General features: G+C 36.5%; 20 protein-coding genes. 11 read left to right on the top strand and 9 right to left on the bottom strand.

Going from position 1 to position 24,136, the window contains the following annotated elements; genetic code table 11:
* Window positions 1-8: 8 nt before the first annotated feature.
* Complete coding sequence (locus tag R3E32_15330) at window positions 9-611, bottom strand: DUF1684 domain-containing protein (GenBank protein ID MEZ4886106.1); 603 nt, start codon at window positions 609-611, stop codon at window positions 9-11.
* Window positions 612-805: 194 nt separating this feature from the next.
* Window positions 806-1,294, bottom strand: coding sequence for a hypothetical protein (locus R3E32_15325; protein MEZ4886105.1), 489 nt, complete (start codon window positions 1,292-1,294; stop codon window positions 806-808).
* A 167-nt stretch (window positions 1,295-1,461) separates the two neighbouring features.
* Here R3E32_15325 and R3E32_15320 point away from each other — a divergent pair, with 167 nt between their 5' ends.
* Window positions 1,462-2,082 (top strand): DEAD/DEAH box helicase, encoded by a 621-nt coding sequence (locus tag R3E32_15320; protein ID MEZ4886104.1) that lies wholly within the window; start codon window positions 1,462-1,464, stop codon window positions 2,080-2,082.
* A gap of 12 nt (window positions 2,083-2,094) precedes the next feature.
* Here R3E32_15320 and yaaA read toward each other — a convergent pair whose 3' ends face one another.
* Entirely contained in the window at window positions 2,095-2,865 is a 771-nt protein-coding gene (gene yaaA / locus R3E32_15315) for a peroxide stress protein YaaA (protein MEZ4886103.1), read from the bottom strand.
* Between the two features lie 174 nt (window positions 2,866-3,039).
* Here yaaA and R3E32_15310 point away from each other — a divergent pair, with 174 nt between their 5' ends.
* The 5 genes from R3E32_15310 to R3E32_15290 all read left to right on the top strand — a co-directional run bounded on the left by R3E32_15310 (window position 3,040) and on the right by R3E32_15290 (window position 10,272).
* Window positions 3,040-5,400, top strand: coding sequence for a hypothetical protein (locus R3E32_15310; GenBank protein MEZ4886102.1), 2,361 nt, complete (start codon window positions 3,040-3,042; stop codon window positions 5,398-5,400).
* Between the two features lie 195 nt (window positions 5,401-5,595).
* Window positions 5,596-6,324 (top strand): DUF4197 domain-containing protein, encoded by a 729-nt coding sequence (locus tag R3E32_15305; protein ID MEZ4886101.1) that lies wholly within the window; start codon window positions 5,596-5,598, stop codon window positions 6,322-6,324.
* Window positions 6,325-6,994: 670 nt separating this feature from the next.
* Entirely contained in the window at window positions 6,995-8,548 is a 1,554-nt protein-coding gene (locus R3E32_15300; protein MEZ4886100.1) for a hypothetical protein, read from the top strand.
* 104 nt (window positions 8,549-8,652) lie between these two features.
* Window positions 8,653-9,735 (top strand): LptF/LptG family permease, encoded by a 1,083-nt coding sequence (locus tag R3E32_15295; protein ID MEZ4886099.1) that lies wholly within the window; start codon window positions 8,653-8,655, stop codon window positions 9,733-9,735.
* Between the two features lie 108 nt (window positions 9,736-9,843).
* Window positions 9,844-10,272: a hypothetical protein gene (locus R3E32_15290; protein MEZ4886098.1), complete on the top strand. Its 429-nt coding sequence runs from the start codon at window positions 9,844-9,846 to the stop codon at window positions 10,270-10,272.
* Window positions 10,273-10,342: 70 nt separating this feature from the next.
* On the opposite strand, the gene murA is transcribed toward R3E32_15290, so the two are convergent.
* From murA to R3E32_15275, 3 genes are all read right to left on the bottom strand, one after another.
* A complete protein-coding gene (gene murA, locus R3E32_15285) occupies window positions 10,343-11,659 on the bottom strand; it encodes a UDP-N-acetylglucosamine 1-carboxyvinyltransferase (protein MEZ4886097.1) in 1,317 nt (438 codons plus the stop codon).
* 3 nt (window positions 11,660-11,662) lie between these two features.
* On the bottom strand, window positions 11,663-12,319 hold the full coding sequence (locus tag R3E32_15280; GenBank protein MEZ4886096.1) for a DUF4290 domain-containing protein: 657 nt from the start codon (window positions 12,317-12,319) through the stop codon (window positions 11,663-11,665).
* A 354-nt stretch (window positions 12,320-12,673) separates the two neighbouring features.
* The gene (locus R3E32_15275; GenBank protein ID MEZ4886095.1) at window positions 12,674-13,363 is read right to left on the bottom strand and encodes a Crp/Fnr family transcriptional regulator; all 690 of its coding nucleotides are present in this window, start codon (window positions 13,361-13,363) and stop codon (window positions 12,674-12,676) included.
* 182 nt (window positions 13,364-13,545) lie between these two features.
* Here R3E32_15275 and R3E32_15270 point away from each other — a divergent pair, with 182 nt between their 5' ends.
* The 3 genes from R3E32_15270 (at window position 13,546) to R3E32_15260 (ending at window position 18,967) form a co-directional block, all read left to right on the top strand.
* Window positions 13,546-15,291, top strand: a complete 1,746-nt coding sequence (locus R3E32_15270; GenBank protein MEZ4886094.1) for a L,D-transpeptidase family protein — start codon at window positions 13,546-13,548, stop codon at window positions 15,289-15,291.
* 19 nt (window positions 15,292-15,310) lie between these two features.
* Window positions 15,311-16,945: a CotH kinase family protein gene (locus R3E32_15265; protein MEZ4886093.1), complete on the top strand. Its 1,635-nt coding sequence runs from the start codon at window positions 15,311-15,313 to the stop codon at window positions 16,943-16,945.
* 1,020 nt (window positions 16,946-17,965) lie between these two features.
* Window positions 17,966-18,967 carry a PorP/SprF family type IX secretion system membrane protein gene (locus tag R3E32_15260; protein ID MEZ4886092.1) on the top strand — a complete coding sequence of 334 codons (1,002 nt, stop codon included), beginning with the start codon at window positions 17,966-17,968 and terminating at the stop codon, window positions 18,965-18,967.
* 77 nt (window positions 18,968-19,044) lie between these two features.
* On the opposite strand, the gene R3E32_15255 is transcribed toward R3E32_15260, so the two are convergent.
* Together R3E32_15255 and R3E32_15250 are read right to left on the bottom strand one after the other, a co-directional pair.
* Window positions 19,045-19,626, bottom strand: a complete 582-nt coding sequence (locus R3E32_15255; GenBank protein ID MEZ4886091.1) for a hypothetical protein — start codon at window positions 19,624-19,626, stop codon at window positions 19,045-19,047.
* An 85-nt stretch (window positions 19,627-19,711) separates the two neighbouring features.
* Entirely contained in the window at window positions 19,712-20,761 is a 1,050-nt protein-coding gene (locus R3E32_15250) for a VWA domain-containing protein (protein MEZ4886090.1), read from the bottom strand.
* Between the two features lie 234 nt (window positions 20,762-20,995).
* Here R3E32_15250 and R3E32_15245 point away from each other — a divergent pair, with 234 nt between their 5' ends.
* Both R3E32_15245 and R3E32_15240 read left to right on the top strand, forming a co-directional pair.
* On the top strand, window positions 20,996-21,772 hold the full coding sequence (locus R3E32_15245; GenBank protein ID MEZ4886089.1) for a GNAT family N-acetyltransferase: 777 nt from the start codon (window positions 20,996-20,998) through the stop codon (window positions 21,770-21,772).
* Window positions 21,773-21,996: 224 nt separating this feature from the next.
* Window positions 21,997-22,776: a head GIN domain-containing protein gene (locus tag R3E32_15240; protein MEZ4886088.1), complete on the top strand. Its 780-nt coding sequence runs from the start codon at window positions 21,997-21,999 to the stop codon at window positions 22,774-22,776.
* A 115-nt stretch (window positions 22,777-22,891) separates the two neighbouring features.
* Here the strand turns inward: R3E32_15240 and R3E32_15235 are convergent, their stop codons facing one another.
* Window positions 22,892-24,082 carry a T9SS type A sorting domain-containing protein gene (locus R3E32_15235; protein ID MEZ4886087.1) on the bottom strand — a complete coding sequence of 397 codons (1,191 nt, stop codon included), beginning with the start codon at window positions 24,080-24,082 and terminating at the stop codon, window positions 22,892-22,894.
* Window positions 24,083-24,136: the final 54 nt, after the last annotated feature.

Below are 24,136 nucleotides of genomic sequence, written 5' to 3'. Positions count from 1 at the left end.
TTATTCCCTCACTTTTTATATTTCTTCACCCCCGCCAAAACCTTAATATCCAAATAATTTTCTTTGGGAGGAATGGGGCAAGAATAATGATGGTTGTAAGCACAATAAGGATTGTAGGCTTTGTTGAAGTCAATGATGATTTTGTCCCCTTCAGGTATTTCCAAGTCCATAAACCGCCCACCTCCGTATGTTTTATTTCCACTTGTTAAATCTTTGAAGGGCAAGAATAAGTGGTTTTTGTATTCTTCCATTTCTCTAAGTTGATGACTTTGGTAAATTATCAATTGATAGGTTTTACCTTCAAGGGTAAAGGCTGCGATGCCGTATTGCTCATAAGTTGGTAATCTATCCGTTGTTGTTTGCATTTGAAAAGGCACAGCATCTTCAATCCGCACAAAGTCTGCCTCCACTCGATATTCCTCATTAATGGGAAAAAACTTCAATCCTTTGAATTTCTTTTTGGCTTTTTCGGTCAAAGGTGATTCGTCTTCACTCCTAAACGACTCGTTCAGTTCGTTTTGAAATTCAACAATCTCACTTGCATGGTCTTGGGCATTCACTTCAATACTCCAAAAGGGAATAGCAATCAGTAGTAGGAATATCTTGTTCATAGCGAATTATTTGCATTGAAATTTGGTCTGTTTAAAAATACAATTCTTTTTTTCGGCCAATCATTGAAGAACAGGTTTGACAAATAAAAAAAAGATAGATAATTCCCATTTTAACATTTTTATTTGGAATTATCTACCTTTTTGAAGTACTTAATTCCAAATAAGCTGCTCTTATTTGGAATTACCTCTAAAACTTATTGGTTATCTTCATATTTCTCCATCACCTCCTCTTTCTTATCCGTAGCTTTATCGGCTTTTTTCTCTGCCTTTTTGGCTTTGTCTTCTGCTTTCTTTAGCTTTTCTTCGAGTTTCTGTATGGCTAATTTTGCTTTAGCATCGTTGAGTTGAAGTTTTTCGAGCTTCAATTGATCTTTGGGCTCAGGTAATTCAACACCTTCCAATTTTTTTTCCATTTTTGCAGCTTTCGCTCTCGTCTTTTTTGCTTTTTGTTCTGCTTTTGCGAGTTGTTTTTTGGTTTTAGCTACCTCATTGTTAGCTTTTTCCGCTTGTTTTGTAGCCTTTTCCATTTTTTTGAGAGCCTTGTCTTTCTCTTTGATTTCTTTCTCCTGTGCTTTGATGGTTTCAGCATTTTCGATGGCATCTGTTTCGTCTGTTTGAGCAAGCAAAGACGATATATTCAATAATGCGAAAGATAATACGATAAGTATTAGGTAGTTTTTCATGGGGTTTCTATTTTTACATTTAATTTGATAAAAAAGAAGTACAAGGTAAGCAATTCGATTAATACAAAATAATGAATTAATAAGACTTTCTTTGTTATCCTCTCTTTATTCTCTATATTGTTCACGATAGCAACAACGAATCACCGAACCTTTTATAATAAGTGTTTATGTCTGAAAAACATACAAATGTAGAAAGCGAAAGCGAATTGCAAAATCACGCTCTTTCGGCTTCTATTGATCATATTTTACAAGCTGCTTATGTTGTTTACAGCAAAGATAAGCTCAACTTAATCAACTCTTTGCTAATGAATAAACTCATTAGCTCTGTCCTCATATTTGCTGCTTCAAAAGCGAATACAAAAACGGCTGCCCGAGAGTTGCGAAAATTAGGGTATGAATCTTACGATATACACGAGGATATGGATCCTGAAAAACGTGAAATCGTTTTGGAGGATTTCACAGACAAAGAATTTCAGATATTAGTAGTTTCGGATATACTTGTTCGAGAAATTAGTTTGTCTGATATTAACCTCATTATTAATTACGATGCACCCAATAGTGCAAGGGATTATGTAGCTCGTATTGTGCAGAATACAGCTAGTAATAACTCTGCTGTAGTCATCACTTTTATCAATGATAGAGGACAAAAAAAGTTCAAACTTATTGAAGATGTACTGGGTAAAGAAATTTTTAAAATTGAAGTTCCCACAGATTTAGTAGATGCTTCAGGTTCAATAGAGGATAATAGTAACAAGAGAACTGTGAAAAAGAAGCCCATCAAAAGGTAATATTTATCACATTTAATCTCTTGTAAATACCCATTCGTTTTCTTTAGATAGTTGTTCTTTATAACAATAACCTTCTGTATTAAAAGCCTTTATATCATCCAAATGTGTAATCCTATTTTGGATGATATACCGAGCCATACTTCCCCGTGCTTTCTTTGCAAAAAAGCTAATTATCTTGTATTCCCCATTTTTGAAGTCTTTAAAAATAGGTGTCAATATCCTACCTTTCACCAGTTTTGGTTTTACGGCTTTGAAGTATTCATTTGAAGCCAAGTTCACGACTACCTGCTCTTTTTGTGTTTCTAAAATTTCGTTTATTTTTTTGGTGATTTGTGCATCCCAATACTTATACAAGTTGTCTTTGGTAGGTGTTACTTTAAGTTTGGTGCCCATTTCGAGCCGATAGGCTTGTATGAGATCCAAAGGACGCAGTAGCCCATAAAGCCCAGATAATATCCTCAGGTGGTTTTGAGCAAATTCAAAATCCTCTGTCGAAAAACTTTCTGCATCTAAACCAATATAGACATCTCCTTTGAAGGCTAAAACAGCTTGTTTTGCATTTTGAGGTGTAAAAGGTGTGTGAAAGTTGGCATATCTTTGGTGATTCAAATCTGCAAGGTTTTCACTTATATTCATCAAATTCTCAATCTGCTTAATGGATAAACGGCGAATTTTTTTTATCAGATATTCGGTATTTTGAAGCATGGCAGCCTGAGAGTAGGTGTCAATAACTGGCTCTTTTTCAAAGTCCAGTGTTTTTGCAGGAGAGAGAAGCGTCAACATTATTGCTTATATTTGGGTTATATTGTAAAACTTACACGCAATTATCAAATCATTGCATAAAGTTACATACTTTTCAGAGTACCTATTGGCATATATCAACTCTGCAAAGTTAAATTTGTTCAATCACATGAAAAACAGTAATTTTAGTGTAATGAATACCATTTTAAAAACTCAATGAATATCCCGTACATCAAAATAATAAAATATATCGCCGTTACTTCGGCTTTGGTTCTTCTGTTGTTGTTTTCACTTCAATGGGCTATCAGTCGCTACTTGTATCCTTTCATTTCCTCACAACTTCAATCAAAAATACAAGATGCCTCGGATGATATGTATAAGCTTCATTTCAACAAGTTGAACATCAATATTGCCGCCCAAGAGATACTACTAAAAGATATTCACATTCAACCAAATATGGAGCAAGTGCTTCAAAGATATGGAGATTGTACGCTTCCAACCTACAATATTTTTGATTTGCAAATTCCAAAATTCACTATCACAGGTATTGACTTGTATGATGCTTTGTGGCAAAAACATGTCAATATCAATAATGTTCAACTTCATGAAGGAACAATTAAAATGCTGCAACTCGAAAAACGCAACTGTCCCTCCATTGAAGTACCTGATTCATGTGAAGTAGAACAGCCGATAGAAGAAGTCCTTACCGAAATTCAATCATTTTTTGTGGGCGATATACTGGTCAAAAATTCTAAAATGGAGTATTTGAAAGTAATAGGCCAAGATACCCTTCAAGTTGCTATTACTCAAAACATAAATGCACATCTTAGTGATGTAGAAATGGCTACGCCTCAATATATGGGGGAAACGATTCAGGACCTACCTATCAAGGCAAGTAATATTCAGTTTGATATAAATGAAACTATTGTACCGATTCCTAAAAGTAAGTACAATTTAGGAATCTCCTGTGCTTCGTTTTCCTTAGATGAATCCTTATTGAAGCTTCAATCTCTCCAACTGATTCCCAAAGATGGCGGCAATAAAAACGTACAATCCATAGAGATTCAAGAGATTACCTTGAATACGTCTGATTTTTTTGATGGTGACTACAAGGCATTGATGCGTTCAGAGCAATGGACTATTCCTGCAGTAGAACTCAACGAACCCAAAATTGTACTCAAGAAATATAATAATGTAGAAAATGACTGGAAGAAAAATGAAATGAAAAGCATTGATTTTCAGCAAATTTTAACGCCAAAACTCAATACTTTTGGAATAGAATCTTTTACCATCAACGATGCTTCTTTGTTGGTATTGGATGCCGAAAACGAGGAAGAGCTGATGTCTATAAATTCTATCAACTTGGCTATTAACAATTTTAGGGTTGATCATTCGCTGGAAGACCAAAAGGATAAACTTTTTTATGCTGATGATTTCAAAATTACGACTGGAAATTTTCGACGACAATTGCCTGATGCTCTGAGTACTTTGACAATGGATCAAATAAGTTTGGACATGGTAAACGAAAAAGCGGATATGAAAAAGGTCAACTTATCTCCAAACCATTCTAAATTAGAGTTGGGACACATTGTAGGCCATAGAGTCGGTTGGACACGTATTGCGAATATGGATGTTAGTATGAATGGTCTGGATATCAATTCTTTGCTGAGTAGAGGTACTTTGAACGTAAAAAAGATACTTCTTACCAATGCGTTTATTGAAGTTTTTTTGGATGAGAGATTGGAACATCCAAGTGAGCGGGTTTTACCCATGCCGCAAGCTATGCTTCAGAATCTTCCCATTACCACTTATATTGACAACATTGAAGTAAAAGACAGCAAAATAGAATATACTACTTATGGGCCAACAGCGTCTAAAATGGGGCTTTTTACCTTGGACAAATTCAATGCTAATATCAACAATATCACCAATAATAGTTTACTCATTACTAATGATACAAAAGCTACTTTGCAAGCAGAGGGATATGTGATGGGAACGGGATTTCTAAAAATCGATTTCAGTTTTCCTTTGAATAGTAGTGAATATGCACATACTTTTTCGGGTTCACTCAGCGGCATGGATATGACAGACTTCAATCCCATTTTGGAGGTCGTACCTGCTAGAGTAGATGGCGGTAAAATTGATAAAATTACTTTTTCTGCTTTCGCAACCGATAAACGAGCGAGAGGCAAATTGCATCTTTATTACAACGACTTGAAGATCACTTTGAAGGATAAAGAAACAGGTAAGGTGACTGCGAAACAAGATATTATTTCCTTTTTTGCAGACAAACTCTTTATTAGAAACGACAATCCCAAAAGAGGAGGGAAATTTAGAGAAGGGATTATTGATTATGAACGAGATGATAGCAAATCCATTATTAATTTTTGGTGGAAAGGAATTCTCACAGGTATTGTGTCGACCATTAGCACAAAGAATTTGATAAACGATGACAATACAAGCGCACAGATAATGGATAAAATGCAGAAACGTCAAGAAAAAAAAGTACGTCGAAAAGAGCGTAGAAAGCAACTCAGAACTAAAATTCAACGTTTGTTAGAAAACCCCTTTAAGTAATCGTTAAACTTTCACTTTGGTCTAAAGACAATGTTGATGCTCCCCACTTTACTTAGTGACTTTTGTAGCCAATCAAAAGTCTAATAAATAAACAGCCAACTTACTCCCACAAAATAAGCATTTACGTCCCATCCACTGCTCTATTCTTATTAAATTTGCTCTTTTTATTTTTCATTATTTTTCAAATTATTTCACATGAAAAAAATAGTCGTATTATTTCTAACAGTAAGTATGTTCTTTAGTGCTTGCTCGTCTGGACAAGAAATCCTTAAAAGTGTTGGTGATGTATTGGGAACTTCAGGAGATGGCCCTGTCACCGAACTTCAAGTTATTCAGGGTTTGAAACAAGCTTTGGAAGTAGGTATTACCAAAGGTGCTGGTGTAGTGTCGCAGTTAGACGGTTACAACGGCAATGCAAATATCCGTATCCCTTTTCCTCCTGATGTTCAAAAAGTAGAAAATACACTTCGTGACCTGGGCTTGGGAAATGAGATAGACAAATTGGTGGTCAACATCAACCGTGGAGCAGAAGAAGCGGCAAAAGGAGCAGCAAAGATTTTTATCTCATCCATTCAAAAGATGACCATCACTGACGCTATGAGTATTTTGAAGGGAGAAAATAATGCTGCTACCAACTTTTTGAAGCGAACCACAACCCAAGAACTTTACAACTCTTTTCGTCCTGTTATTGAAACTTCGCTCAACCAGGTTGGGGTTACTCGAAACTGGGACGATATTGTTGGGAAATACAATAAAGTTCCTTTTGTCAAAAAGGTGAATCCTGATTTAGCAGACTATGTAACCAATCAGGCTTTAGATGGTTTGTTTTTCATGGTCGAAAAAGAAGAGGCAAAAATCCGAAAAGACCCATTGGCTAGAACGACCGATATTTTGAAGAGAGTCTTCAAATTGCAGGATAATTAGGTTTTCCCTGTTCTTTGATTGGACAAAATTATGCTATGAAAACCCCCTATCAAATGCCTTTAAAGGATTTGGTAGGGGGTTTTTTATTTATATTTGAAGTTTATTGTCATTTTTCAGTAAAAAAAACTTTTATTGTGAATATTAAACAATAAGCTTATGTCACTGTACTCTTTGCAGAGCAAAGTTGTAAATATGGTTGTTTAAGTTCATTTTCTTAACACCTCTTATACCTCTCCATTTTTTTTTTTTTTGTAATTCTAATTTTATTACATTGTAGGATATTAAAACACTACGCAGGCACTATTCTATACACCCAAAATCCATTCTGATTATGTTTCGAGCTGCAATATTGTTGTTTTTAATACTATTTGGAGTTATTCTTGCTTGGTTACCCAATAGACTTGTTCGGCTCGATAATCAGTGAATAATAAATTATTGAAAATATTTAATGATTTATTATTTTATGCTTAAAACACTCATAAACAAATGTTTTGAAAAAGAGTCCTATATTTTGATTATAACAAATGTTTTTCAAGAGGAAAATAATTGCACACAACAAATCACTTTTCACATAACTCTATCATAATCAAATCCGTACAAGTCTAATGATATTTTTGAAGAAGATATTATCAATAAATACCGCACAGATCAAGAGGCGATGAATCAAAATTTGTTTCAACAAAGAGAAACAACTGCTGTTGTCTCAACTCCAAAAAGCAATACAAATTCTCCAAAGCTAATAAAATCTAATTCAAAATCACTTCCTTCTTCAAAGGCGGCAGATGGCAATACAACCTCAATTTCCATTGGCAATGCAGTAGAGCAGCGTAGCTCCAATGAATACAATCAAATTCCTCCATCTATTGACCAGCGTACACTACACCCTTTGTATGAGCTTTTTGAAGAAACAGATGTTGCGAGTCAGTTTTATGATTTAGACAATCAACGAGACAATACACTAGTGACCAATGGTAGCGCACTTATCAGTATTCCTGCCAATTGTTTTGTTCACCCAGATGGAAGCAGTGTGATAGGAAATATAATCATAGAGGTGAAGGAATTGGATAGCAAGTCTGAATACTTACTCTCTAATATCACAACAAACACCTTTAATAGTTTACTATCTTCAGATGGCTTGATTTACTTCAATGCTTATTCGCATGAGGAAATCCTCAAAATTGCTCCCGAGAAATTGGTATATGTGGAACTTCCTACACGCAATCGGGATGGCGATAACCGTGCGTTTTTTGCAGAATTTGACCAAAAAGGTCAAAGTTGGTGGACAAAATCAATGCCTCAAATCAATCGCATGATTTCCCTACCATTGCAGCAGATGACTTTCAGCGATATGGATTTGAGTCCATCTTTGAAACAATATCTTTCTCAAGCCAAATTTGAACAAACTTTTATTGCAACAAGAGCTTTTGAAGAACGATTGGAAGTGCTGCAAAAATACCAAGAATTGTATGCGATTGAGGAAGTAATACAAAAATATACGAATAATATCGAAGCAGACTTAAAGGAATCAGATAGTAAAACAACGTATTATTTTAGTCAATTAGCCAAAGATCCTTCTGTAAATCCCGAATCTATTCAAATATTTCAAAAATTGGCGAATCAGTTCAGCCATTTTGCTGCCGAAAAATATACCAAACCATTATACCAAACACCTTATGGAATCAACCTCGAAGACGAAAATGCTTACAATCAGCTTTTGGCCAATGGGATGACCGCATTTACAGCCAACATGTATATGCAAATGAACAATTGCCGCAAATATTTGATTGCAGAAAGAAGCAAAGAAAAAGTCGCCAATGTAGGTAGGTCGCAGGCTAAAAACACTTTTATGATTCACCATACAGGTTGGTTTAGCGTCAATGAATTTCTACCAACCAATACTTCTAAACGAAAGATGATGGCGCAACTTAGCTCTCATAAAGATAATAAAGCCAATTTATACCTTATTTTGGATGGCTACAATACCGTTGTAGTAGCTACCAAAGACAGTGAAGGCAATTACTTATTCGAAAATCTTCCTTTTGGAGCTAATGGTAGTATAGTGGCAATCAGTTATAAACACAACCAACCTTACATTGATATCCAATCAATAGTAGTTGGTGAAAAATATTTACATTCGCTGCAAATGCGTCCAACTACCATTGAAATGATGCAATACGAAATCTCGCAGTTGGATTATGATACGCACCTCAGTGCAAGTCTATAAGTTGTTTTTAATATCATCACCATTTTGAATTTTACCTAGCAGCCTTTTCTGCCAAGAAAACGTTTTGAAAGATAAAGTCTAAAAAAGTTCGTAAAATTGTGGTGATGAAAAAATTAGACAAGTACATTGTTGGAAAATTTTTGGGTACTTTTTTCTTTACCGTCTTATTGCTCTCCGCTGTGATTGTGGTCATAGATTTATCGGAACGCATAGATGATTTCTTGGAGAATAATGCCCCTATGAATCTGATTATTTTTCAATATTACGCCAATTTCATTCCTCATACGGTGCTTACTCTCAGTCCTTTGTTTATTTTTGTATCGGCTATTTTCTTTACCTCACGAATGGCCTACCGCACCGAAATCATTGCTATATTAGCAAGCGGTATCAGCTTCTATCGCATCCTCTTTGGACCCTATTTTTTTGCAGCTACTCTATTGGTTGTTCTACAATTGTATGGTAGTCATTATTGGGTTCCCAATGCCAACAAAGAACGCTTAGCCTTTGAATATCAATATATGAGAGGACAGATTGTGAATAGAGATAAAGATATTCACCTCCAAATTGCACCCGATTCCTACATTTATTTGGAAACTTATATTATCAGAGATAGTTCAGGACGAAAATTTACCTTAGAGCAAATAGATTCCAATCAAAACATGATTTACAAACTACATGCTGCAAGGGCAAAATGGGATGGTGAAAAAGGGAAATGGACTCTGTCCAACTATACCGAAAGGCGAATCAATGGACTGCAAGAAACCATCTCAAAGGGTGCGAATTTGGATACTACTTTAAATTTTCACCCCAAGGATTTTGAAAGAGAAAAACGCTTCAAGGATGCCATGACTCGCCCAGAACTCAACGACTACATTGCCAAAGAAAAATACCGTGGCACACCCAATTTGGAGTATTACGAAGTCGAAAAACACCGGCGTACTGCGGTTCCTTTTTCTACATATATACTGTCAATCATAGCTTTAGCAGTTGCTTCTCGAAAAGTTAGAGGAGGAATGGGATTTCATGTATTTGTTGGAATCGCTCTCAGTGCGGGTTACATTGTGGCACTTCAATTTTCGACCACTTTTGCTACCAATGGCAACTTGTCTCCGCTTTTAGGAGCTTGGATGCCCAATCTTATTTTTGGAGTGATTGCAGTTTGGTTGTTGATTAGAGCACCGAAGTAATATTCATATTGACAGCATCAAATCGATTGTCTTCATCACCCTAACAGACTACAGAAAATTTATTTGTAATTTTGAAGTGCATATAATCATGAACAAATTTTTCAAAATATGAAAACACTGTTATCATTCCTCTTCGCAGTGCTATTGTGGGCCAATAGCTGTACAAATACTCCAAAAAGTCAGCAACAAACCAATGAGCAACTGCCTTCTTCTACTCAAAAAGAAGTGATTGGACTTGCAGATAAAATAGAAAAAAACAGCTTAGGGGGCTGGGAGGAATTTGATGGCAACCGCATATTGAACGGAGAACTCTATACTTCAAAAGGTGCTATTTTAGCCATTGAAGACGTTTTTATTTCTGAAGATTACAAAGCGGGTAGCTCAAAGAAGCCCGAATTGCAGCCATTGATAGGTAGAGTGCTTGAGATAAAAGGAGATGTTTACATTTATCATTGTGGCCCACAGGAACAGTGCTTGACCGAAGGTTCAATGAAATGGATGCGTAATGTAGAATATGTAAAAGTTGCAGAAGAATAGTGATTAGTAATCAAGTGGAGGGATTTATTTTTTCTCTGTTCTCGTTTCTCTTGTCCAAAGTCCAATTTTTCTACTCATCTATTCGACGAATCTGTGCGCCCAATGCCTTCAATCTTCCATCAATGTCTTGATAACCTCTGTCTATTTGATTGATGTTGCTGATAATACTCTTGCCTTCCGCTGATAGTGCTGCAATTAATAATGCTATTCCTGCACGAATATCGGGAGAACTCATGCGAATACCACGAAGCGGATACCCTCTATTGAGTCCAATAACTACGGCTCTATGTGGATCACACAAAATAATCTGGGCACCCATATCTATCAGTTTATCCACAAAAAACAAACGGCTCTCAAACATTTTTTGGTGAATCAAGACACTGCCTTCTGCTTGAGTAGCAAGCACCAACAATACACTCAGTAAATCAGGAGTTAAGCCAGGCCAAGGATGGTCGGAAATCGTTAAAATAGAGCCATCAATAAATTTTTGAATCGTGTAGTTTTTTTGAGCAGGAATGTAAATATCATCCCCCCTGATTTCCAACTGTATCCCCATTTTGCGGAAAGTAGTGGGAATAATTCCTAATTGATCGACTCTGGCATTTTTGATGGTGATTTCTGATTGGGTCATTGCCGCCAAACCAATGAAACTACCAATTTCGAGCATATCTGGTAGAATTCGATGCTGACAACCATGTAGCATCGAAACACCATGTATGGTGAGCATATTGGAGGAGATGCCCTTGATTTGTGCACCCATACTATTGAGCATTCGACACAATTGTTGGATGTATGGCTCACAAGCAGCATTGTAAATAGTTGTTACACCTTCTGCCATCACTGCTGCCATTACAATATTTGCAGTTCCTGTTACCGAGGCTTCTTCAAGCAAAATATAGGTTCCCTTTAATCCTTCCGAATCTATGTTAAAGGCATTTTCATCTTCGCTGTACGTGAATTGTCCACCCAAAGCCTCTAATCCTAAGAAGTGGGTGTCCAATCGCCTACGTCCAATTTTATCACCACCTGGTCTAGGCAAGTAAGCTTTCTGAAAACGGGTCAACAAGGGACCAACAATCATAACGGAACCTCGAAGTTTGCTTACTTGCGCTCTAAATGATTCGGAATGAAGGTAATCCATGTTGACTTCATCTGCTTGAAAACAGTAGGTATCTTCACTTAGACGTTCTACTTTTACGCCTAAATCTGCGATAATTTCTATGAGTTTATTGACATCTCGGATGTTGGGAATGTTAGAGATGATTACTTTTTCACTGGTAAGTAATACCGCACATATTATTTGTAAGGCCTCATTCTTAGCACCTTGTGGAGTCAATTCTCCATATAGTGGTTTCCCTCCAATGATTTCAAAGGCATTCTGCTCCATTGTCTAACGAAAATTTCTACGTTTGTTATTTTTAGATTTATAACTACCCCCTCGATTGCTTTTGCCCCCGCTTCTACCAACAGAACGTTTGCGTGGTTTCATTTGGTTTGATTTGGGCATTTTGATAGCTGCTTCCTCACTCAAGGTCAATTCGCCTTTTGATAAAAGCTCAAGGTCACTCTTAATCAGTTCATCACTCACTCCATCTCTATTCCAGTTCGCATAGACCATCTTCATATAGTTGGCGATTACCCTTGCAAATGCTTGTTTTTTAGGCCCGTCTTCCATGGCTATTGCCTTTTTGATTAACCGTTCAACGTTTTTGCCATAGTGACGAAAACGCATTCGGGATTGGGGATAATCCAACTTAGGCTGTTCCAGCACTTCTTTTTTTAGAGGAATGGGATAAGGTGAGTCAATATCCAACTTATAGTTTGCTATTTCAAAAAGGTGGTCCCATAGTTTGTGACGAAAATCTTCTACATTCCGCAGGTGAGGACTCATTTGTCCCATCAAGTCAATGATGGCTTGAGCAAAAGCATTCCTATATTTTTCATCTTCAATGGTGATGCAATGATCTACCAATTGCTGAACATTTCGACCGTACTCTTTGAACAACACTGGTGTCAAAGAGGTATTGTACTTCAATCCATGACTCATAATTTTATCTGATAATTTTTGAAAAAAAATAACTCGCCCATTAAAGAATGAAAATTAAAATAACTTTACCCTGTTCGCCTCAATTTTGTGGAAAAATGGTTATACGCAATGGAGTTAATTGGTAATTTTCAACCGCTTACATTATTGCAGTTTTATTCTGATAAGAATTATACTTGGTAAATTTGTAATGGTAAGGTATGGGCTAAAAAGGTAATAATTTGCTTCTACTCTATCATTTACAAAGAAGGTGAGCTTACTTAACTGCAAATATAAGGTTTTTTGGAATAAAAAAGTTCAAAAACCGTGCTAATAAAAAGAGTTTAACAGTCAGTTTAGCAATACTACTGTTTCTTTTTACTGAATTAAAGCAGATAATTTCTCTAAATCTCGCACCAATAACTTGCGTCTATCAAAATAAATCATGTTGTCAGCCCTCAATTCATTTAAGATAGTCGTTACTGTTTGACGAGAAGTTCCCGTGAGATTGGCTATTTCCTGATGGGTAAAAAACTGTCGAACAACCATTTCATAACCAACTCTTTGTCCTTTTTGCACAGCCAAATCTCGCAAAAATTCAATGATACGAGAACGTGCATCTTTGAAAATTAGAGATTCTAAGCGGCGTTGTGTTCTCACCAGTTTGTTTCCAATAATTTGTGTGACTTGCAGGCTAAAATCTTTATTTTGACGCATCAATCCACGCATTTCATCAATTCCCATTACACATAATTGGGTCTTCTCCATAGCTTGCGAAAACTCATTGTAAGTTCTTTGCCCGACCAGCCCCAACTCTCCAAAAACTTCTCCAGTATGTAAAATAGCTTTGATAACTTCTTTGCCATCCACAGAGTAGGAACCAATTTTTACTCTTCCTACTTCTACAAAATAAACTTTTGTAGTTTTGTCGTCTGGAAAATAGATAAATTCCCCTTTTTTATATATTTTGGGTTCAGGAGGATCTTCCAATTCAGACAATGCTATCGGGCAAAACAATGCGTGTAAATCTACGTTTTCTAAGTACCAATAGTCTGTTTTATCATTCATAGAGTTGAGTTATTCTATTAAGTAAGAAGACAAAATTAGATTACAGTAAATATTTCAGCAGTTAATTCGCAGCCAATGTTTTGTCTCATCTCTTTTATCTTGAAATTTGAGTATAATTGCTAAAGGATACTCAATACAGCGTGTAAGTTAATGATATTAAATCTATAAATAAGCCTCGTAAAATGCAAAAAAACTATTGGATAATTTTTATATTTCTTGTGGGTTCTTTTATCGGTTGTACACAAGAGCAAATGGATAGCTTATTATATACCAATGGCCAAAGAGCTACGGATGATGCTCGCAAAGATTCGTTGGTACTGGAAAAACTTTGCGAAACACTTACCAATCGATTATTGGGTGATGGCTATGCAAAACTGATGAGCCAAAATGAAATGACTGTGATTACGGATGAATTGTTGAAGATATATACTCCTTCAAATTTCAAACAATTGAGGTGGCAAAGTGTACAAAATCAAACTGCCAATCCAAAGATTTTCCAGTACATTGACTACTTACGAAAAGCTGAAGAAAATGGATTGATTGCAGCAGATTATCAACTATCAGATATAGAAACACTCTACCAAAAAGTATATCCTTCTAATCCAAAGATAGATTCTATACAAATATCAGATAAAAAGGTTCAAGCAACACCACCAAAAGATTTGCAGCAAATGATTGACTTAGATTTGTTGTTGAGTCAGTCTTATTTGAATTATGCTTCGGATTTGTTGTACGGTAGTTTTCGCCCTAAAAGTCGAAATTGGGAAGTGGCAACAAGAGAAAGAGATTTAGGAGAAGTGCTTGATAAAGCACTCACAGACAACAATATTGAAAGTAGCCTAAAAAATCTTAACCCTGCCTCTAAGAACTTTGCAGATTTGCAGCAATACCTCAAAAAATGCCTTGATATAGCCAAATCTGGTACATGGAAATCCCTTCCTGCAAATGCTTCTTTTGGCAAAGGAAAAAGTGGGGAGCAGGTGCTGCAATTGGCTCAAAAACTGGCAGCAATGGGCGATTTACCTGCTTCAAAAGCAAATAGCAATAACTTTGATGATGATTTTGTGGCTGCTATAAGAAACTACCAAACCCGACATGGATTGGCTATTACAGGTTCGCTAGATGCACCAACATTGCAGGGTTTAAATACTCCCATTGAAGAAGATATTGATTTGTTAAGGCTGAACATGAACCGCTACCGTTGGTTGCCAGATGACTTGGGAGAACGGTATGTATGGGCAAATATTCCTGAATTTATGGTGTATGTATATGATGAGGGTAAACGAACCACAGAGATTGTATCGGTGGTCGGTGAATTCAAAAATATGACCCCTATTTTGATAAATAAACCCATGCAAAACATCATTTTCAGTCCTACCTGGACGATTCCTCGAAGTATTGCCAAAGAAGAGTTGGAGTATATCAAGATGAACCCTGGTGTACTGATTGTGGCAGATGTAGAGGTCTTTTTGAAGGGTAAAAAAGTCAATCCTTACAGCGTAGATTGGGAAAAGGTCGACTGGAAAGATGTCAAATTGAAGCAAGACCCGAAGGACTCCAATAGTATGGGGCGGGCTAAGTTTATGTTTACCAACAACCACAGCATTTATCTACACGATACACCCAATAAAGTGGATTTCAAAACCCGTGTGCGTTCTTTTAGCCACGGTTGTATTCGATTGGAAGATCCTGCTTTGTTTGCAGAAAATCTTTTAGCGGGCAGTGGCTCATGGAACAATCAAAGAATTCGAAATGCCATGTTTAGTGAAAAAGAACAATATGTGAATCCTCCTAAAAAGACTCGTGTACATGTAGTGTATTTCACCGCTTGGGCAGATGATGAAGGCACTTTGCAGTTGAGACGAGATATATATGCACACGATAAGAGACAATTGAAGATGATGAATAAGACGGAAAAACGGAGTTAAATATTAAATTTTTAAACCAATGAATCGGTTGTTTTTTTGTATTTGTACCTTCTTTCTATATGTGCCGCTTCTTGCTCAAGTATCGTTCACTTCTTCCAATCTTCCTATTGTGCTGATTGATACGGATGACCAACAAATTTTGGATGCTTCACGTATAGTAGCTTCAATGCAAATTATCTATAATGGTGAGGATAAATTGTCTTCAATTGAAGACCCTGCAAATGTGTACAATGGTCGTATCAGCATCGAATACCGTGGCTCAAGTTCTCAATCTTATCCCAAAAAATCTTTTGGCTTAGAAACTCAATTATCCAATGGCGACAACAACAATGTGTCATTATTAGGAATGCCCGAAGAAAACGATTGGATTTTATATGCTCCCTATGCTGATAAAAGTTTGATGAGAAATGTGTTGGCTTACTATATTGCTAATAGTATGGGAGAGTATGCTGCTCGTACCCGTTTTTGTGAATTGGTCATAAATGGCAATTATCAAGGGGTGTATGTATTGATGGAAAAATTGAAGCGAGATAAAAACCGCATTGACATTGCCAAATTAGATCCTGATGAAATAGAAGGGGATGATTTGACTGGGGGCTATATCTTCAAAATTGACAAACAAACTGGTAGTGGCGGAGATGGTTGGTTCTCCACTTACACACCTCCCTACAATTCCTACCAAAAGATTTTCTTTCAATATGAATATCCTGAAAGTGAAACCATTGTCCCTGAGCAAGCTGCGTATATTGAAGATTTTATGCATGCTTTTGAAGATAACCTTCAAAGTGAAGATTTTGCAGATAGCCTAAAAGGATACCGTCAATACATTGATACCGATTCGTTTATTGATTACATGATTGTTAATGAAGTATGTAAGAATATAGATGCCTATCGCTTGAGTACTTTTTTGTACAAGGACAAAGACAGCAATGGCGGCAAATTGCATATCGGCCCTGTTTGGGACTTCAATTTTTCGGCAGGCAATATTAATTACTGTCAAGGGGAGCTTACAACAGGATGGGTATTGGACTTCAATCAAATATGCACGGACGATTTTTGGCTCATTCCTTTTTGGTGGGAAAAACTTAGACAAGACAATGCCTTCAATCAACAATCCTATCAAAGATGGCAGCAACTTAGACAAACGGTGTTGAGTGCCGATAAGCTACTTTCATGGATAACCGAACAAGAAACGTTTCTACATAAGGCGCAAATACGCAATTTTTCAAAATGGCAAATTTTGGATGAATATATTTGGCCCAACAACTATGTGGGAGGTGATTACTCTTCTGAAATTGCGTATCTAAAAAATTGGCTTTCTGATCGTTTGGATTGGCTGGATAGTGCTTTTGAAGAATTGGCATCGCCTAATAGTGCGAATATTTTGGGTGTTGAAGTAGTGAAAGTAACTCCCAATCCTTTCAACGAATCCCTTCAATGGACTTACCGTGCAGTGAAAGGAGATGTTATTTTGATTGAACTTTTGGATATGACAGGCAAAAAAATGGGAGAATGGTCAATAGTGTGTGAACACACAGGACAAAATACAGCAACTTGGAAGCAGTCTGCTACTATTTTGTCAGAAGGGCTGTATGTTTACCATTTTTCGATTAACCAAAACGAAGTAAAACGAGAACTGATTCTCAAATATTGAGGCCATTTTTAGAGGACTAAATGGAGAAACAAAGAATTATTTGAGAATTCAAAAACTTTTTTTTTATTTTTTTTAATAATTATGTCTTTTTCTAATTAACTGGTATCCAAAGTTTAATTTGATTTTTTGAATTTCTTTTTATTTTTCTTTGACCCTTTTTCTCTAAAAAAAGCTGCAATCTCCTTTAAATTTTGAAACCCTCTGCAATAAGCTCCGTAGAAGTAGATGTATTTAGTTACTTCCACCCTTTATAACTAAATACCCCATTCAATACAAAATCTTTTATTAGACTTCAAAAGTTTCTAATCCATTCAACACCCCAAATACAATGCTTTTGAAGTCTCTTTTTTTTATCACAGTCACTAAATTCACCCATTAATAGACTTAATCCATCCTTTTTTTGCAGAACATTGGTTCACCCATTCCCCAATGTCCGAAAATTCACCCTTTTCATTACAAAACTAATCCATCCATTCAATCCATCCTTTTTTTGCAGAACATTGGTTCACCCATTCTCTAATGTCCGAAAATTCACCCTTTTCATTACAAAACTAATCCATCCATTCAATCCACCCTTTTTTTGCAGAACATTGGTTCACCCATTCTCTAATGTCCGAAAATTCACCCTTTTCATTACAAAACTAATCCATCCATTCAATCCACCCTTTTTTTGCAGAACATTGGTCCACCCATTCCCTAATGTCCGAAAATTCACCCTTTTCATTACAAAACTAATCCACCGACTTAATCTGCCTGTTCATTTACAATAACCCAAATCCCATGTCTAAATCCCCATTTCTATCCACCTGTTCTATACATTTGCCATTATTTACCCCCTAAATTTTAGTTCTACTCAATCCACCCCATTCATCTGCAAATTTAGAAATTGCGTAACGGTCAGCTCGCCCAAAGCCTTTTTGATTTAATTCAATAGCAACCTTTTTCACATTAATGACGTTGTACGTATATTTGTGTTTGTAAAGCATACTCCTTTCTTTCCTTATCCAAACCTCTTCTATTATGAAAAAATATTTCCCCATAATTCTTTCTTGTTTCTGTGTATTCATTTGCAGCTATATTCCTGACATTCAAGCACAATCCATTCATTTTTCGCAATTCTACAATCAGCCATTGCTCATTAATCCCTCTCTAACAGGAAGCGATGTCGACGAATATCGAGTAGGAGTTGCTTATCGAAGCCAGAGGTTTTCTATTCCCGCACCTTATAACACGGTGATTGCGTCTTTTGATATGCCTATTTTGGCTTGTAAAACAGAAAATGGATATTTTGGAATAGGTGGGATGGTCTATCACGATGCTTCGGGTGATGGTGCTTTGAAGGAAAGTTCTGGAGCATTATCAGTAGCTTATCACCAGTCAATAAGCGATTGGGGGCTACTAAGTATTGGTACACAGGGAGGTTATACCTATAAAAAAGCGAATTTTGAAAAACTCACTTTTGCTGGAGGAATTGTAAATTTTCAAATCAACCCCAATCTTCCCAATAACAATCCGAGTATATCAGATAATTTCTCCTACTTCAATGCAAAATTTGGATTGTCAAACATTGTTTATTTGAATGAAAAAAGCAGTTTTGAAGTAGGAGGTTCATATAACCATGCTTTTAGCTCCAACCATACTTTTCTAACTCCAGAAGCAGAACAAAACCAATTTACAGGTCTATGGATTGGGCATTTGGGAGGAAGATTTGGAATAGGGGAGGATATTAGTATCAACCCTAGTATAATGCGTATGGGGCAGGCAGACAATAAATTGACTATTGTGGGGGCTTCATTGGGCTATCATCTTGACAGCAATAGTATGGAAGGGGATGCCGTATATATGGGTACTTGGTATCGGTTGGATGATGCAGTAGTTTTTTTGTTGGGAGGAAAGATAGGAAATATAAGCCTCAGTGCAACATATGATTTGAATGTTTCTGATTTGAAGACTGCTACTGGTAGTCAGGGAGCAATTGAAGTTTCTTTGGTCTATCGGGGACTTACAAAGGGCTGCAATTAACGTAGATATAATCCAATAAAAAAGGTCAAAACCGAATGGTTTTGACCTTTTTTATTGGAAAATTTTTGAAGTGAGAACTATCTATTTTCCCACATATTCACCTTGCCAGAAGACAAACTAACACGGCTCGTTGTTTTGTCCAAAACCACAGCTGCTGAAGGAGATGACTTCAAAAATGATAAGATATTGGGAAGCATGTCAATATGGTAAGCCAACATGATAGGAATTGATTTTTCAAGACTTTCTATATCGCCCATTCTTTTCTGAACAGACTCAACCATTTCGTCTCTCCCAAAAAACATAATGTCTCCAAATTTTTCCCCACTTGCATACAAAACAATATTTGCAACAGACTGACTACCTTCTAAAGTTGTACTGGAATTAAATTCCAATTCATACCCATTGATGATCACTGCATTCTTGTTGGCATCTTTTGCCATATCCATAAATGCTCTTTGAGCCATATTCGGATTGTATCTTGTAGCAGTAGTAGTTGAACTTCTGTCCAAATTTCGTTGCAATTTGGCCTTTATTTCTGCATTTTTTTCAACTTTTGAAGTTGGTGCCTCAGGTGTAGAAGTACCCGATTTCGTTTGGGCTATACCTGTAGAAATGCTCAACAAAGTAATGGTGAATACTAAAAAGAATCGAATCAACATTTTGAATTTTTTTAATAAAATGAATTTTAAAACCAGTGTGGTGGACGCATATTACAAAAGTACAGTTTTTTATCTTGATTGACTACTAAGTAATGCCTCTAAACAATGTATTTCGCAGTACAATTTCTAAAGCCAAAGCCATTGCAGCCAAAAACGCAAAGAAATAGAATTGCTCACTGTAGCGATTGATGGTCGAAATTTCGATTTCTGTTTTCTCCAATCGGTCAATTTCACCATAAATACGCTCCAAACTTGTATTGTCAGTTGCTCGAAAATATTGACCTCCAGTCATGTCTGCAATTTTTTGCAGCAACTCTTCATCAATTTGAACATCAATATATTGTAGTTGAGTAGTGCCAAAAATACCCCGAACAGGGTAGGGGGCTTTGCCTTTTGTGCCGACACCAATTGTGTAAACTTTCACATCAAACTGTTTGGCGGTTTCGGCAGCAGTGAGAGGGTCAATAAAACCCGAATTGTTCACCCCATCTGTCAATAAAATCACCACTTTGCTTTTTGCTTGGCTGTCCTGCAATCTCGTAACGGCTGTTGCCAAACCCATTCCGATTGCTGTTCCGTCTTCAATAATGCCACTTTTTATTTCTGCCAACATACTTTTCAGCACATTTTGGTCGGTTGTAATGGGCGTTTGTGAAAAACTTTCTCCTGCAAAAACCACTAAACCAATGCGATCGTGTGGGCGGCTTTCGATGAATCTGCCAGCAACTTCTTTCGATGCTTCCAAACGGTCGGGTGTAAAATCTCGTGCCAACATACTGCCCGATATGTCCATCACCAGCACAATGTCAATACCATCGGTAGTGATTTTTTGTTCGGTAAATAAATTTTGAGGACGTGCCAATGCAATGACCAATGCGGTGAATGCAAGTAGTTTGAGTACAAACAGCGTGGGACGAAGCCTTGCTTTCCAAGAAGTTGTTTTCGCAAAAGCCTCCAATGTGGAAAGGCGCATTTCGGGGAATTGTTCGCCTCGCTTCAACCATCGCCATAAAATGAAAATGGGTATTAACAATAGCAACAACAAAAACCACGGATTGGCAAAGGTTAAATTGCTAAGTTGTATGATAGCACAAAAACTATTGATATTTAAAATAGTATGAAAAACGAATGTCATCTTTGGATTTTATGAAGACTTCAATTTTAAGTCCATATTATGGCTGAAAATAGAAAGGATAGGTGGATGTTTCCTACTTGTTCGCAAATTTAATACAAAAGCCTACAACAATGAAACAACTTAAACGAAATGGAGGGTTAAATTGATTTATTGGAGTGTGTAATTTTCCGATTGTCAAGAAATCATTTTTCTTTGTATTTTTAGAAACACTTTGATTGCTTAAATTTCCAAAATATGCTGCTGCAAGAAATCTATGATACAGAAAAACATGCCCACAAAGCCATCGGCATATTTGAATATTTTGAAGGCTATTATATTTTTCGAAGTCCAAAGTTCCCTACTTATTGGATGGGCAATGGCATTGAAATTCAAGATTCGACCCACAGAAATTTTGCAGACTGGGAACGATTGTCTGAACGGTATTTTGACCCCGAAAAATACCAACACCGAACCTTCACCTTCTTAGAAAATCCCGAATGGGCATTTTTGAAAGAGTCTGCAAAAGCTGCAGGGTATGAAGTAACAGATACGCCTCTCATGTTTGCTTCTAAAATACCTGATCTTCCTTCACTTGCCAATGATTGGAAAATCCGTCAAATTGAAACACCAGAAGATTTTGGTCATTTTCGCCACTTCAAAACAAAAACGAATCCTGAAAATGAATGGTTTGCAAATGAAGGTTTTGACAAAACGAGGGTAAAAGACGCTTTTCTGAATACAGAATGGTATTGTATTACGCCCAAGAATGAATGGGAAATATTAGCAGCTATGGGTATTTTTCGACACCATAACATGGCTCGATTGCAAGAAGTAGATACACATCCTGCTTACCGCCGCCGAGGTTTTGCTTCACAACTTCTTAGATATTTGTTGGATAGAGCGATTCGACAATGGGGATGCAAAGGTTTGTCGCTGTTTTCAGATTCGGAGGCTCCTGCTGTGGGTTTGTACCGTAAAATGGGTTTTGAAGTCATAGGATATCAAGTGGAATTATTGAGGACTCCACAATGATATAGAGGTTAGAATGAAAGTGTTAAAAAAACTTAATGTGAGGGATTGTTGAAGAATAATAAAGCAACTCTTTTGGGAATAGTTGTCTTTGAAGTTGTAGTGAATAGTGGTATGGAAGGATTTTTTTGTCTTTTTATAAAACAAACACTTCAAAACAAAGATTTTTTTTTAAAAACCTCAAAGTCGAGTCAAAAATGTGCCGGCTTGTCTTAAAACCTCACAAAATGAAAGCAATTTCCAAAATTTTTCTGTTATGTCTATTTTTTGCCTTGTCGTTTTCGAGCTGCGATTTGGATTGTACTAAGGGGTCAGGGGATGTAATCTCGGAAACTCGAATTGTAGATTTTTTTGACGAGATTGAACTGCGGGGTTCGTTTGAATTGCATCTATCTCAATCTGATGAATTTAGTTTGATCATTGAAGCAGACGACAATATCTTGCCTTTGATTGATACTCGAATCAATACACAAGACCGCTTGATTATTGATTTAGACGATTGTATTCGCAAGAGTGAACCAATTGTGTTGTATATCGGCGCACCCAATATTGAAGAAATTTACCTCAAAGGCTCTGGAGATGTCATTGCAGCTACTACGCTTGATTTCAACGCATTAAAGCTGGAAATTAATGGGTCGGGAAATGTTGACATAGATTCCCTTTTTGTCAATTTTGCAGAGATTATTATTGATGGTTCGGGTGATGCAAGAATTGATTACTTAGATGCACTGACCGTCAATGCGGAAGTGAGTGGGTCTGGTAATATTGATTTGGCGGGCTTTTCCAATGACTTCAATGTGGAAATTGACGGTTCTGGTGATGTAGATGCCTTGAATCTAATTACCGAAAACTGTGACATTGACATCAGTGGTTCAGGTAATTGTGAAATAACGGCTACCGATAAATTGGATATTATCATTCGTGGAAGTGGGTCGGTTTATTATAGGGGTAATCCTGTTATCAGTTCTTCTATTTCTGGTTCGGGAAATATTATTAAGTTGGATTAGGAAATAAAAATAAGGTTATGAAATGGTATAATTGATTGCCGTATTAAATTATACCATTTCGTAATTATTTAAATATCTGGACTTTGGATGAAAGATTTCACTCAAAGTACAATCATTACCTGCTTATCAAAAACTCCTTAGTCGTTTGCCCGCTTTCGTCCGAAACAACATAAAAATATAGATGGTCGGTCAAATCTGCAATGTTAACTTTTACTTGATGCGTTCCTTCGGTTTGGTATTCATCAAAAATCGTGCGAATAAATACCCCGTTTCTACCCATCAAATCAATGCGTACATTTCCCGCTTTTTTTACTTCAAATTCAATGGTATTCATTTGAGTAGTTGGATTTGGAAATATGCTGATTTGTCGTTCTTCAAAGACTTCATCTTCCTCTCCCAATGTTTCAAGTGAATAGTCCATGTTGGGGTCGAGTAGTAGAAATCGGATTTTTGGCAGCATTTGGTACAGCAGGGGATGTCTGTGAAGAAGGTGGCGGTGAAAATATTTTGGCATATCTTCACCTTCAAAATGCTTGTCTGCAATGGCTTTAATATCCGTTTCCCATTGAAGTATATCTGCTTCAATTTCAATTTTTAAAGATTCTATTTCACTGCCGTATTTTTCTACCAAAACCCTGGCTTGTTCCATATCTGGCTGATTTTGTTCCCTTATTGCTCTCAAATGTGCGATTTTTTTGGTAGGAGATTCACCATTTCTAAACGCATTTCTTATTTCTTTTCGAGCCGTTTTAATTTGTGATTTGATTGCTTGAAAAGTCTTTCTGAGTTCTTCAATTTTTGCTTTGTCATCCGTAGAAATGGATGGATTGAGTTTTGCTCTTTGTGCTTTTAAAACAGGCAGCACATATCTCAATACATAGCCATGTGTTTCTTTACGAATAGCGTGTAGTTTTTCTGCATCTATTCTGTGTCCTTCAAAATGAGGACTTTGGAGGAGAAAGTTTCTACTAATTCGCTGCCTTTTTTCCTGAAATAAGTTTATTTGTTCTTCGGTCAATATCTTTTCCAATTCTGCTTTTTGTGATAGACGTATTTCTTTGATTTGGGCTATATTTTTCTGGTGCATTTCTCTCGTCTCGTCCCGTATTTCCTTCAATTTTGGAGCGTATTTTTCACGAATTGTTTTTAGTTGTGTTATTTGTTCGGGACTCAAATTCAGTTCGTTGAATATTTTTGCCTCGTTGTCTTCGATATTTTCAAAGCGAGGCAGATGATTTTGTGCAAAAAAATTATTGCAAATCAATATCAAAAACAGAGCAAATGTGGATACGTTCAGTTTTTTCATTAGATATTCCTAATTTGGATGTTGGTGAAATAGTAAGTTATTTATATCTAATAG

This window comes from Chitinophagales bacterium (assembly GCA_041392475.1).
Taxonomy (GTDB): Bacteria; Bacteroidota; Bacteroidia; order Chitinophagales; family UBA2359; genus JAUHXA01.
Note: the sequence above shows the minus strand (reverse complement) of the source record. Positions and strands in the feature narration are given on the sequence as shown.